Raw genomic sequence first — 13,405 nt, forward strand, 5'->3', positions numbered from 1 at the left:
GAAAGGATTGGTGTAGAGAAAGCGTCCGTCTGCTGAGCAGCCAAGACATCAGCAAACGGACGCTAGAACGACTAAATTTGAGTTGAGTCGGTAGCTATGCGACCTACTGCTAGTCAAATTAGAGAGCCTAAAGAGCTAGCAGATGACTAGCTAGCCAGACTATGCAACCGCTATGAACCCACCGATAGCAGCTACAATTGCCGATAGTAACGCTGTACCAAACAGCCACCAAGCCGCTGCTTCTGCCGCTGCTTTGGTATCGTCCATCTGCTGTTGAGTCTGCGCTTTGATGCTGTTGATTCGACTCTCAAACTGCTGTTCGAGCCTTTCAGCTTTTGTTAGAACGCTGTCTCTGGCCGATTCGATTTGGTCAATTACACGATTAGCGTCCGTCTTAGAGACCCGGTTATTAGCGCTGACAAGAGCCACAAGCGTATTTCGATCAAACTGAGAGAGGCGATCGCGCACTACAGAAAATCCAGACTGCGGGTCGTCCATGATGGTTTGCACGTCGCGCTTGATGCTGTAGTAGTCTAGCTCAGGGCGATCGAGCGAGTCTAGGAACATGCGGATGCGAGCAAAGATGCTGTCAATTGTGGACTCTATCGCGGTTTGGACGCTGCGAATTTGGCCTTTGACCTGATGACGAACTTCGGCAATACGACCCACGGCAGCTTCAGCCTCTTCCTGGGTCATATCAGGGCGCTGTGCAAGTAGTGCCACCATTGTCGAATCATCCATCTGGGCAATGCGATCGCCTAGCTTGCTAGCCCCTAACTTAGGATCGTTTAGCAAAAGCTTGAGGTCACGCTTGATGCCCTCAGGGTGGAGTTCATCTTTGTTGGTATTACTCAAATAGTCCTCTAATGCACCTTGGAAGGAGAGCGCTTTAGATTTAGCGCCACCTTGTGCTCGACGAGCAAGTCTGCGAGGCATTTTGACGATGCTTTGGATGGTATCGAGCAAACTGTCAATAGTTTGATTGACCTCTTGCTCATCCATATCACCTCGCTGGCTCAACAGCTGGACTAGCGTATCTCTATCCATTTTAGATAGGCGATAGCGAATAGCCCGTGCCCCCGCTTCAGGATGATTCATCAGCTTTTCTAAGTCTCGCTTGATGCCATCTGGGCTTAACTCTGGCTTACCAGTACTGCGCAAGTACTCCTCAATTGCACTATTTGCCTCATCGTACTTCGCTTGCGTTCCAGCAGTTGTCTTCTGCGGTGCGCCAACAACCGAGCGCCAAGCTGCTTCAACTGTATCAAGAACATTGTCAACTTCGTCTTCGGCGAACTCAGGGCGCTGCTTGAGCAAAGCCGCTAACGTACTTCTATCCATGCTACCTATGCGAGCACGGACTCGGCGAAAACCCTCATTGGGTTCATTTAGCAACGTCTGAATATCCCGTTTGATGCCGTCTGGATCAAGCTCTTCTTTGCCAGTATTGCGCAAGTAGTCTTCCAAAGACTGCTGTTGCTGCTGCAGTCGAACCTTAGCGGCTTTGTCTAAGCTCTCCGCATCAGCAATCACTTTTTCTAGTAACTGTTCATAGTGCTCGGAAAGTTCGTGGGCAGCCACGTCATCTCTAGTGACTAAGAACTGACGGAAATACTCAGCGTTAAATTGAGAGAGGGTTTCACGCAAATGCGCTGCATCTAGATTCTCGCTTTCAATGATAGAGCGAAAAGCCTCATCTCCCATCTCGGAGTTCAGTTCATCCGCTGGGGTGTACTTAAAGAAAGTCTCAATATACTGTTTGACGTTTCTTTCAGCAGCGGCGGTCTCGGCAGCTATGATCTCTTTGATAACCGCTTGACGGATGATCTCCATGCGGGTCGCAATATCTTTGATCTCTGCTTGAGTCAGCAGACCGCGTTCTTGCAAGCACTTGGTAAACAGATCGCGCCCAAAGTTGGACAGCTGCTTTCTGACTTCAGCAGGATCGGCTTCGGGGTCGTAAATGACATTACGGAAATTTTCATCTAGTTCAGCTGACTTCAGCTCACCGATATACGCGTGCTGAATATAGTTCTCGACGTCTGCTTGAACCAGTGTGTCGTAGAAAGGCAAAGCCTCTTTTGCAGGTGCAGGCAAAAGGCTACCACCGCTAGAAACTCTATCTCGTGCTGCTTTAACTTCACTAATGAGCTTGCTAGCATCCATATCGGAAAGATCTGACTTGCCAAGGATTGCACTAGTCAGCATGCTCATGCCCATAGACACTGCCTGATTCGTAGAAGAACTGCCAGAAGAATCGCTTTCTTCTGCTTTACTTTTTCCTTCAGAACTGATCTGCTTATTTTGCTCGCGCAAGTTGCTTACTAACGAACTGAGTTCTTTGCTCAATCCTTTGGCAGCAAGCTGTCCACCTGTAGCAGTCGCCACGACTTGCATCAAATCGTTTAAGCCTTCACTGCTGCCGGTATTTTTCTGCCAGATGCGATAAAGACGATCAGCAGTGCGTCTAGCCTCCTCTCTTGAAAGGTCGGTGCGATCTTCTAGCAGATCGACAAACGTCTTCTTATTCACCGTAGGTAGAGCGTCGCGATCAACCTCAGAAAGCCCAGCTTCTTTAACTAGCCGCTCAAACTCCTGTTCAATCGAATTAACATCAACATCAGCCGATTTTAAGGTGGATAAATAGTCCTGCAGCGTATCTTGAATACCCGAAATATCAAACCCGGCTGCCAGTTCACGGCGAATTGCCTCCGCTGCTGCTTCAGCTGTTTGCACGACCTGATTGCTGGCTGATTTTGCCCCAAGCGCCGCTGTGGCAGTCCCCATGATGGTACTAAAACCGCTGGTTGCAGACTTGACCATAGAGCCGACTAGAGAACCGACAGCCGTAGAGCTAAACCACAGCAGCAGCGTAAAGTAGGTCGCCCAAATTACCAAACCTGTAATCGCACCCAACAGTGGATTGGCGTAGGCCGTCAGACTGATTGCTAGCAAGCAAGCAAAAAACAGAGCAATACAGACCGTAATTAGTGTCCATGCACCAAAGGCAATACCGATCTTTTTGATGCCAGAACCACCGCTAGAGCTATTAGAACCACTAGAGTCGCTAGAAGAGTTGCTAGAATGGGCAACGTAAGAAACGCCTGCGGCCATCGAGAGGTTTGTCAGCAACAGCTGAAAGCCGAAAGCTAGAATTACACCAGAAAGCAGAGCAATGAAAAATTGTGGACCCGCAATTACAGCAGGTGCGGCGGGAACCTCTACGGGTACTGGCACTGCTACCGTGTCGGGAGGCGCTTGGGCTAAAAGATTGGCTACATGAAAAATATCCCTTGTCCAGATATCTTTAGCTAGCAAAAGGCTTCCGCTAAAGCTCATAATTTCTCCTCTGCTTCTCAGTAAGAATTAAGTATCTAGACTATTAACACCTTTTTGTAGACACTCTTCCTCTCTCATCAGAAGTAAGGCAATACAATAAGTTGATGAATAGAAGCTATCTGGTTCACCCTTTAGGTATAGAAACAGAAATAGAATATGGGAATATGAGCCACTCAAACGATGCTTTGCTCATCAATAAGGCAGATATTTCTAGTTAGATGAGTTGTAGCAATAGATGTTTCCAAAAGTCTTAATTGACGATTGCTAAATCTAAACTAGCAAAGTAATGACACTAGCGAGTAATACAACATATCTCTAACAGACATCGAAGGAACAGACATCAAAACCAGAGGTTTCTACCTAACTTTGCTTCGTGCTTGTGTTCTTCCAAGCTCTGAACTTTTCACCACGTTTAGTCTTTACGCTACGCCTTAGTGCTCTATATTCTGATCTGCTCTGAGGTAACTTCGATTTGTCGGCAGTAGCGGTTCCCTTCTCTTCTGCTGTCGCGTCAGGCGCAAATTTAGCATGACTATCAGGTCTGATATTAGAGCCGAATCGGTTTGCATAGACTTGAGTAAACTCAGCTCCAAACAGCAAGATTTGCGATGAGTAATAAATCCAGAGCAACAATACTACGAACGAACCTGCCGCACCATAAGCAGAAGCAACACTGCTATTGCCTATATAGAGACCAATCAACGCTTTGCCAATAGTAAAGAGAAACGCTGTAATTGCTGCGCCTGTCCAGACATCACTCCAAGCAATTCTGACATCAGGTAGCACTTTGTAGACCATGGCAAACAACAGTGTGATTACACCGAAAGAGAAAGCAGTATTTAGGATCTGCCAGGCCAAATCCCAGCCCGGTAGTAGTTCGCCGAACATACCGCTTACAGCAGATAGACCTGCACTGACTATCAGTGAAACCATTAATAAGAAGCCAATTGCCACAACCATGCCGAACGAGAGTAAGCGATCGCGAACCAATCCCCAGATCCCTTCATCCTTTCTAGCTACGACGTTCCACACCGTGTTTAGCGCATCTTGTAGCTGAACAAACAAACCAGACGCGCCAAGTATTAGTAGTCCCACACTGATGATGGTCGCCCAAAAGCCACCATCGCTAGTCGAGCGGCTAGTCAACATTTCTTCAATTAGTCCAGCTGCATTCTCACCTAGCAGTGACTGTATCTGTTCTAGAATGCGACTTTGCACCGCACTTTGCTCAAACAAAAAGCTGGCGATCGCAATGGCAATAATGAGAATTGGTGCCAGTGCAAACGTCGTGTAATAAGCTAGCGCTGCTGCTAGTCTGGAGACTTTATCGCGCTGCCACTCTGCTACCGTTTGCTTTAGAAGAGACCAAAGAATAGAAGGGTTCATAAGTTACTGCAGGCGAAGCTGTTTACCGTTTCGCGTAAGTTAACCACATCTATTTTCTATCTTCCTACTGTCTATAGACAGAGCTATCCCCACAGATTTAGCTCCTACGTGAGGTATCGCAGCTAGACTCAATACCACGACACCATATTGGGTGATTAGAATTAGGTTGTTAGAACTATCAGCTAATTAGCCCAGCACGCAGCGCTCTAACAGCAGCCTGAGTGCGATCACTTGCTCCTAACTTGTTGAGAATATTACGAACATGAGTCTTAACAGTACCTACTGTGACAAACAGCTTCTCAGCAATCTGTGCGTTACTACAGCCAGAGACAATACATTCTAGAATCTCCAACTCGCGCTCAGTCAGCGGATAAGCTTCGATAATCTGTTCATATTCAGGATCGACTGCGCGGATTTCTACTGTCTTAGTATTGAAGCTTTCTCCCACCGCTGTAGCTGGTTTGACTTGAGAGAGTACTAAACTCGCAATCGTTGGATCGATCCACGAGTTACCGGCTTGTGTCTCTTTGATTGCTGAGATCAGATCGCTAGTGTCAATTTCTTTAGTACAGTAGGAGTCGGCGCCGGCAGCGAAAGCAGCTAGTACAGCTTTTTCGCTATCGTGCATTGTTAGCATCAATATTTTCGTAGTGACATCAGGATTTTCCTTCTTAAGGCGCTGAATCATCTCGATGCCATCAATATCAGGTAAGCCAACATCTACAACGGCAACATCGGGTCTCATCTCAGCGATCAAGCTTAGACCTTTGTTCCCACTATCCGCTTCGCCTAAAAACCGTAGCCCTGCCTGACGAAAAGCTGCCCTCAATCCCATTCGCGTTAGATCGTGGTCTTCTACTAGTGCAACGCTAATCTCTTCTATCATCATCCTTTCTTGCCTTCAAATCTCGCGCGTATTTTACTTATATGTTCGTATTTTTCCTGGCGGTCAGCACGGCTTTTATGAGGATGTCATTATGAATATCGTCCTAGCATCGCAATCAGCCCGTAAGACTCCATCTATCGCAAGAGGGAGTCGCTAACACCTACGTTAGGGATTGGATGCATCTAAAGACATAGTAATACCTTTGTTCTTCATATATTTAGTTACCCATCTAGGTATCGGCAATTACCGTTCAAAATCCTTTGGAGATATTCGGTTATATCATTAGGGGGTTGATGGTCTGTATGGCAATGGTCGAACTCGCAAAATTCTTTGAACTGACATCGGACTTGATGGGCATTGTCAGTCTCGAGGGATGCTTTCAATCTGTGAATGCCGCCTTCGAGCAAGTTCTAGGCTATAGGCCCGATCAGATGCGCGATCGCCCTTTGTTAGACCTTATTCATCCCTTCGACCAGACCAACAGCCAGGCTCAGATTACCCAGCTATTGGAAAAGCGAGCAGCCACCGTCCGCTTTACGAGTCGTTGTCTTTGCCAAAATGGCAAATGGCGGCAGATAGAGTGGACTATTTCAATCGCTGATGACGTGATGTACTGCGTTGGCCATGATGTTACCAATCGCATGGACAACTTGGCACGCTATAAGCTGCTTGCTGAGCATGCCACGGATATTATCTCTCGCCAAACTATCGAGGGTGACTATCTCTATATCTCGCCTGCTTGCTATGAAGTGCTGGGCTACTATCCCAATGAGCTTATTGGTAGAAATCGCTATGATTTCATTCACCCAGAAGATGTTGCTCAGGTTAGAGAAACTATCGGTCGAATAGATCAGCAGCCTGAGACATTCTCTCTCGTTTTTAGGGCTCGGCATCGCACAGGACACTACCTATGGATGGAAGCTATCCAAAGGAAGCTCTACATAACTGAAGACTTTGACGAATATAGGATCACGAAAAATATCCCTAGCAGTCTGCTAGAAGTACCCATCGATACGCATCAGCAAACAGCGTTCGACCAGACAGCCTATCACCAATCTGACCGACCGCCTTCAAAAGCAGTGAGCGAAATTATTGTAGTGGCTCGTGACATCACCAAACGGGTACTGGCTCAAAAGCAAGTTCAACAGTTAAATGCGGAGCTAGAAGGGCGGGTTGCTCGTCGTACGCAGGAATTAGAGGCTTCCAAAAAGCAATATTTAGAACTGCTGAAAATAGAACGGGAAGGATATGCCAGAGCGGAATTAGCCCAAGCAACTGCAGAACTCTATGCTGAGGCCGTCGAAAATATGCAGGTAGGTCTTTATATATGGCGGCTAATAGATGCTGAAGATCCAACTAGCTTAACACTGGTGGCAACTAACCCGGCCGCTAGTCGACTGACGGGCATTCCTGTGGAAGGCAATGACATTATTGGTCAGCGAATTCTAGATGTTTTTCCAGGATTGGCAAATACAGATATTCTAGCGACCTATGCTGGGGTTGTTAGAACCAAGATGATGGTTGATTTAGGGGACATTTCCTACACTGATGATCGGGTAAAACCCAGCATTTTTTCGGTCAAAGCGTTTCCGTTGGCTCAAGATTGTGTGGGGGTATCTTTTGATAATGTAACCGGGCGAAGAGAGGCTGAGGCCGTTCGAATGGATCAAGCTGCTCAGCTTAGGATACTGTTTGATCAATCTGCTGTAGGCATAGGCAGAGTGTCTTTAAAGGGTGAATGGATACAGGTCAACCAGCGGCTATGCGATATGTTGGGCTACTCGATATCTGAGCTGCTAGGCAAAAACTACAGAACGATTACTCATTCAGAAGATTTAGGGGTTAGTCAAAAGACTTATGAAAGGCTAATCAGCCAGAAACTACCTCAAGTTAGCTACGAAAAGCGATATCTGACTCGAACCGGTGATGTGCTGTGGGCCAGTGTAACCGTATCTGCTTCTCATCAGGCTAGTGTTCAGGCATCAAACCTCTACCCTTCAAACGTAAGCAATAACACAGAAAATATAGGTGATAGCGCCGATCAAAGGGCAGGCTATCTCATTGTGACTATACAAGATATCACTCAAAGAAAGCAGGCAATTACAGCGCTCAAACAGCAAAAGAATAATTTGATGACTGTCAATATGAGATTGACTAACACAATGTCCCAGCTAGAGCAGCGTAATAATGAGCTAGATCAGTTTGCCTACGTTACTTCTCATGATCTCAAAGCGCCCTTACGGGCGATCGCAAATCTATCTGGCTGGATAGAGGAGGATTTAGGCGATCGGTTGCCAGCAGAGAATAAAGAACAGTTCGATCTTTTAAAGAATCGAGTGCTCCGGATGGAGGGATTTATTGATGGTCTGCTCGAATATTCACGGATTGGGCGATCCCATCAGAGCAGCGAGATCGTTGATGTTGCCTTACTACTAACAGAAGTGATTGACTCCATTGCACCGCCAAAGCAATTCTCCATTGACGTTGAAGCGCCAATGCCGGTGTTCAAAACCAAGCGCGTTCCACTATTCCAGGTATTTTCTAACCTGATAAATAATGCGATTAAACATCATGATAGGCAAGATGGCCGGGTGAAGATTTCAGTGGCTGATCAGGGTGATTGCTATGAGTTCTCAGTTGCAGATGACGGACCGGGCATTGATGCGGCCTACCATAACAAGATATTTACGATCTTTCAGACCTTGCGATCGCGCGATGATTTAGAAAGTACTGGCATCGGCCTTTCTCTGGTCGAAAAAACCATAAAGGCTGAAGGTGGAAGCATTCGTATTAATTCAGATGAAGGTAAGGGTGCTACGTTCATCTTTACGTGGCCCAAAGAGCCCTACGTTGATCACTTTGCCCGGCGCGGGTATGCATAAGCGGATTCAATAGATTGTTCTAGGAGCATGAACGCCTTTGGGAGATAGAGGGGAATCTATCTTATGATAGATAACAACATCCATACTCAGATACGGACAATCGTCATGCTCTGTATGAAATACTACGTGTGGAACATTAGGTGACTAAGATGCCAGAGATGGCTACTACTAACATTCTACTCGTGGAGGACGATAGAGTAGATGTCATGAACGTCCAGCGGTCTTTCAAACAGGCAAACATTGCAAATCCTCTGTACGTTGCTAGCAACGGTGTAGATGCGCTTGCTATCCTAAAGGGCGAGCATAGAGAAATCAGCATGCCAAATGTTCGACGCCTAGTATTGTTAGATCTCAACATGCCGAAGATGAGTGGCTTAGAGCTACTACAAAATATCCGGAAAGATCCTAGCCTACGGTCTACTCCTGTCATTGTCTTGACCACCTCGAATCAGGAGAAAGATAGGATGGAAGCCTACGATCTCAACGTTGCCGGCTATCTGCTAAAACCTGTTACATTTGGTAGTTTCTTCGAGCTGATCACTACGCTCAATCGCTACTGGGCGCTTTGCGAAATACCCTAACTGTTAGGCTAAGTAGCCTAATGAGTGACCTAGATAGATAGTTGAAGAGAAGCGAAATTCGTCTAAGACGTTTTGAATAAACCTTCAAACATCCTTTAAAGGTATCTTCTACTAGGCAAGTGTCTGTTTGAATAGTGGTAGGCCTTGTATAGCTGGTGCACTCTTGTAGCAATAGCTTCTTTTCCTAATTTGTTCAGACACTGAGCTATCAAACTGAGCTATCGATTAGTGCGGACCTAACATGTGTTTTGACCAGTCAGAATTTATTGTAAGTGCTTTGGGACAAGTAGGTATCCAGTAGACAGTAAGTCCTGATGACTTGCTTACTTTCGCTATGTCGCAAGGATTAGTGCTCCCAATCCAAATTTTTAGTTGAACAGCTGGCTGTTTAGACCGACTATGACTATTTAGTGATCGCCTGTTAATGAACTCCAGAGAAATACCTTTTTCACTCTATTGACACTAGCTGTCGGGCATTATACCAAGCTACGTTAGATCTATATCGTCAATCACTTTTTCTATTAAATCTATGACGTCAAATTATAGAAACAATAGAGTGGGAGATATAACTTAAACAATGTCTGATAGCCCTACCCAACCTATAAGCATTCTGGTCGTAGATGACGATGCGATCGACCGGATGGCATTGCATAGATCGCTTAGAGGCACTTCTTTAAACACGGTTGTTCAAGAGGCTACCAATGTGGAAGAGGCCCTTAAGACAGTCTTTGATTCCAGGTATGATTGCATATTTGTCGACTATCATCTGCCTGGACAAGATGGACTCGCTTTTGTTAGAAAGGTCCGGCAAGAGGGAATTGATACCCCTTTAGTTGTATTGACAGGCCAAGGAAGCGAGCAGACGGCGGTAGAACTGATGAAAGCAGGTGCGTCGGACTATCTACCTAAAAATAAACTGTCTCCGGAAACGCTTACTCGCATTGTCCTCAGTGCTTTACGGATGTATCAGGCTGAAATCCTTGTTAAGCAAACCAACCAACGGATATCAGAGAAAAATAGGCAGCTAGAGAGGATAAACCGAGAGCTAGAAAGAAAGCAACAGCAGATCTATCGTCAGAATCTTCAGCTGCAGGAAGTTTCTCGTCTGAAGTCTGAATTTCTAGCGACAATGTCACATGAGCTTAGAACACCACTTAACGCCATTATTGGCTTTTCCCAGATCTTATTAGGCGGCAAAAAAGGAGATATAAACGAAACACAAAGGGATATGTTAGGCCGAGTTCTTTCTAACGGCCGGCATTTGCTAGAGCTAATTAGCGATATCTTAGAACTCTCGAAAATAGAGGCAGGTAGACTTGAGCTTGAGCCATGCAAGATGGACCTTGTCAAACTGGTAGAAGAGACCGTGGAAGAGCTGCAATCGCTGATTACGCCCAAACAGCTTGATCTTAAAGTAGACATTACTCTAAATGATCCAATTATCACAAACGATCCCACTCGTGTACGGCAAGTCCTAATCAATCTACTTTCCAATGCTATCAAGTTCACTCAACATGGGTCGATCACCGTATCGATCAAGTCTTTGACAACAAAACATAGCTGTATGAACGGTGGAAGCGAAGAGATTTTGCTTTCAGTTTCTGATACTGGTTGTGGAATTAGTGATGTAGATCAACCGTATATATTTGAAGCGTTTCATCAAAGTGATCAGAGGACAAATCGACATCACGCAGGTACAGGCCTAGGGTTAGCCATCACCTATTCACTGGTAAAGATGATGTGTGGTGATATCACAGTAGAGAGCCAGGTAGATAAGGGCTCTACTTTTCGGGTGAGAATTCCCCACGAAGTTTGCGTCGAAACAGCCTCTGCCAATGCGCTAAATACGCTCAGCCGATAGAGGCTAATCAAGCTATTTAAACAGTAATTGATAATCGATAAACGCCTTTACCTTCCTAAGTTAATGCGAAGGAAATCTGAACTTAGATAGTAGTAAATACGAATTCATACAATGCTATCTGTAGGTTACGCCTTTGGTTAGACTACAGGTGCAGCAAGAGGGCGATAGAATCTTATCAAGAAAAAATAAAAGTGTGCTGATTATGACATGCTATTTAATATAATTTGAGCCTTTAAAGTTTGTGTTATCTCAACCGGTAAGAATTCTAGCTGTCGATGATGTTCCAGATAACCTATTTATCTTGGAATCTATTCTGGCTGATATAAATGAATACGACATTACCTGTGTAGAAGATGGCAAAACGGCGATTGAGAAGGTCGTAGCAAGTCCACCAGATCTAATTTTGTTGGATGTGATGATGCCAGGTATAGATGGCTATGAGGTCACTCGTCGAATTAGGGAAAACAAATCACTTCCATACATTCCAATATTGCTAGTGACGGCGCACGATCATTCTAGCCTGGCCGAAGGATTAGACTCTGGGGCAGATGATTTTATCCGTAAGCCCTTTGATATTGATGAGCTGATGGCTAGGGTACGATCGCTTATCCGTTTGAAGCATTCTTTGGACGAACAGTCCGAGATGATCCGCCAGAGAGATGATTTTGTCGCCCGGCTTACGCATGATCTACGCACGCCGCTGGTAGCTGCCAACAGAATGCTTAGCCTTTGTTTGGAAGATGCGTTTGGAACTCCGCCCGACTCGGTTAAGGAAGCGCTTTCTAGTATTATCACTAACAACGAGAATCTGTTGCAGATGACTAACACACTGCTTCAGGTCTATCGTCACGAGGCTGGTCACAAAAAACTGATTTGTTCTGCTTTTTCAGCTTATACCCTAGTTAATGAGGTGGTAAAAGAGCTGAAACCGCTTGCTGACGAAAAGGGTATTGATCTGAGTATAAAGGCGCTTTCAGTCGATGGTGAAGTCCAAGGTGAAAGCGCCTCTGACTCTTATTGGATTGAAGGTGATCGCATCGAGCTTAGGCGGCTACTGACTAATCTATTGGGCAACGCTATAAAGTTTACTGACTCTGGGTACGTAGCTGTTCAGCTTTCTATCAATCCGAAGGCTGAACACGTGCCGTCGGCTGAGGCAGTCGAAATTGCTATTAAGGACACCGGCCCTGGAATTGAAGAAGAAGCTCAGAAGAGAATTTTTGAGTGGTTTTATCAGGGAACTCATATGAAATCAGGTAGCGGACTTGGTCTCCACCTATCTAAGCGCATTGCTGAAATGCACAAAGGGACTCTCAAACTAGAATCCGAGGTCGGTCAAGGCAGCACTTTTACTCTCATGTTACCTACTGCTAGCTGTGCATAATCTAGATTTGACTTCAAACTCTTGCACTCTCTTGCACTGGAAAAATACTCACGTTTAAGGTGTCAGGCTGCTCGAGTCGTCACAAGAGGTATGTCTTCTGACTCTCCGAACAGATTCGAAAGATAGAGGCCTAAATAGGTTACATATCCTACAATTAAGGCTACAAGTGAAGTTACCTGGAGATACTTTATTATGAGTATTGAAGATAAGGCAAAAGCAGCTGCTAAAGATATTGAAGGAAAGGCTCAAGAAGCAGCTGGAGATGTAACGGACAACTCTGAAGCTCAAGCAAAAGGTAAAGCTAAGCAAGCAGAAGCTTCTGCAACAAAGACGAAAGAAAACGTCAAAGACAACATTAAGGACGCTATAGATTAAGTTGTTGCATTCTCAGCAATTTAGCTCTAACTTTCCTTTTATACAGCTTTGACGGACATGGTGGATATTTACCATGTCCGTCTTTGTTTGTATGATTGATGCTATTATTAGCCTCGTTGTATATACTGCTGCGACTACCAAATCAGTTAACTTAGCAACTAAGTTAGTCACCACATATGTGAACTCTCTATCGCAGCTGTCACCAAGATTGAACTAAGTAGAAAGGTACGCGAAAAACGACTTATGCGCTTTCCTTTTGCTTTACAGTTCTGTTCAAGAGCCTCGGTAGATTATCAATATAAGCCAATAAAACACAAAAGAGCTGAAGATAATCTAGTCACTTCAACTCTTTTCTATAATAGTATTTACTTTAATGGTCTCTTCAGCTATGAGTAATTCGCCAACTCTCTAGCTATGACATTAAAGAATATCTAGTGGCCTACTTTTTTACATCAGGCACGATATCTGGTTTCTCTTTGTCTTCCCAGCCCACGGGACGCTTAGAGTTGTACCATGCAATTGAACCTATGGTTACTGCTGCAATAAAGCCTATGATTCCAACCGAGGTCAGCGAGAATGCATAAGGCGCCTCTTCTACTACAGTTTCTAGTAACAGAGTCATAAAATATCCTCTTATAGTTTATCAACCAAGTATTACAGACAGATAGTTGCTTAATTCTCTGTCTATTAGATGACTTTTACCAGTATGTC

9 protein-coding genes are annotated in these 13,405 nt (G+C 45.1%); 5 read left to right on the forward strand and 4 right to left on the reverse strand.

Features of this window, described 5'->3' with window-relative positions; all coding sequences use genetic code 11:
• Positions 1 to 159: 159 nt before the first annotated feature.
• From S7335_RS10040 to S7335_RS10050, 3 genes are all read right to left on the reverse strand, one after another.
• Positions 160 to 3,339 (reverse strand): hypothetical protein, encoded by a 3,180-nt coding sequence (locus S7335_RS10040; protein ID WP_006455830.1) that lies wholly within the window; start codon positions 3,337 to 3,339, stop codon positions 160 to 162.
• A gap of 360 nt (positions 3,340 to 3,699) precedes the next feature.
• On the reverse strand, positions 3,700 to 4,725 hold the full coding sequence (locus tag S7335_RS10045) for a YihY/virulence factor BrkB family protein (protein WP_006454661.1): 1,026 nt from the start codon (positions 4,723 to 4,725) through the stop codon (positions 3,700 to 3,702).
• A gap of 178 nt (positions 4,726 to 4,903) precedes the next feature.
• Positions 4,904 to 5,611: a response regulator transcription factor gene (locus S7335_RS10050; RefSeq protein ID WP_006454915.1), complete on the reverse strand. Its 708-nt coding sequence runs from the start codon at positions 5,609 to 5,611 to the stop codon at positions 4,904 to 4,906.
• Between the two features lie 302 nt (positions 5,612 to 5,913).
• Here S7335_RS10050 and S7335_RS27275 point away from each other — a divergent pair, with 302 nt between their 5' ends.
• The 5 genes from S7335_RS27275 (at position 5,914) to S7335_RS10075 (ending at position 12,694) form a co-directional block, all read left to right on the forward strand.
• Entirely contained in the window at positions 5,914 to 8,493 is a 2,580-nt protein-coding gene (locus tag S7335_RS27275) for a PAS domain S-box protein (RefSeq protein ID WP_006456204.1), read from the forward strand.
• A gap of 158 nt (positions 8,494 to 8,651) precedes the next feature.
• The gene (locus S7335_RS10060) at positions 8,652 to 9,074 is read left to right on the forward strand and encodes a response regulator (RefSeq protein WP_369791680.1); all 423 of its coding nucleotides are present in this window, start codon (positions 8,652 to 8,654) and stop codon (positions 9,072 to 9,074) included.
• Positions 9,075 to 9,651: 577 nt separating this feature from the next.
• The gene (locus tag S7335_RS10065) at positions 9,652 to 10,935 is read left to right on the forward strand and encodes a hybrid sensor histidine kinase/response regulator (protein ID WP_006456017.1); all 1,284 of its coding nucleotides are present in this window, start codon (positions 9,652 to 9,654) and stop codon (positions 10,933 to 10,935) included.
• Between the two features lie 241 nt (positions 10,936 to 11,176).
• The gene (locus tag S7335_RS10070; protein WP_006457432.1) at positions 11,177 to 12,319 is read left to right on the forward strand and encodes a hybrid sensor histidine kinase/response regulator; all 1,143 of its coding nucleotides are present in this window, start codon (positions 11,177 to 11,179) and stop codon (positions 12,317 to 12,319) included.
• A 192-nt stretch (positions 12,320 to 12,511) separates the two neighbouring features.
• Positions 12,512 to 12,694, forward strand: a complete 183-nt coding sequence (locus tag S7335_RS10075; protein WP_006456752.1) for a CsbD family protein — start codon at positions 12,512 to 12,514, stop codon at positions 12,692 to 12,694.
• A 439-nt stretch (positions 12,695 to 13,133) separates the two neighbouring features.
• Here the strand turns inward: S7335_RS10075 and psb35 are convergent, their stop codons facing one another.
• Positions 13,134 to 13,316: a photosystem II assembly protein Psb35 gene (psb35, locus tag S7335_RS10080; protein ID WP_006456722.1), complete on the reverse strand. Its 183-nt coding sequence runs from the start codon at positions 13,314 to 13,316 to the stop codon at positions 13,134 to 13,136.
• Between the last annotated feature and the right edge of the window lie 89 nt (positions 13,317 to 13,405).

Origin of the sequence: Synechococcus sp. PCC 7335, from assembly GCF_000155595.1 — a bacterium.
GTDB lineage: Bacteria > Cyanobacteriota > Cyanobacteriia > Phormidesmidales > Phormidesmidaceae > Phormidesmis.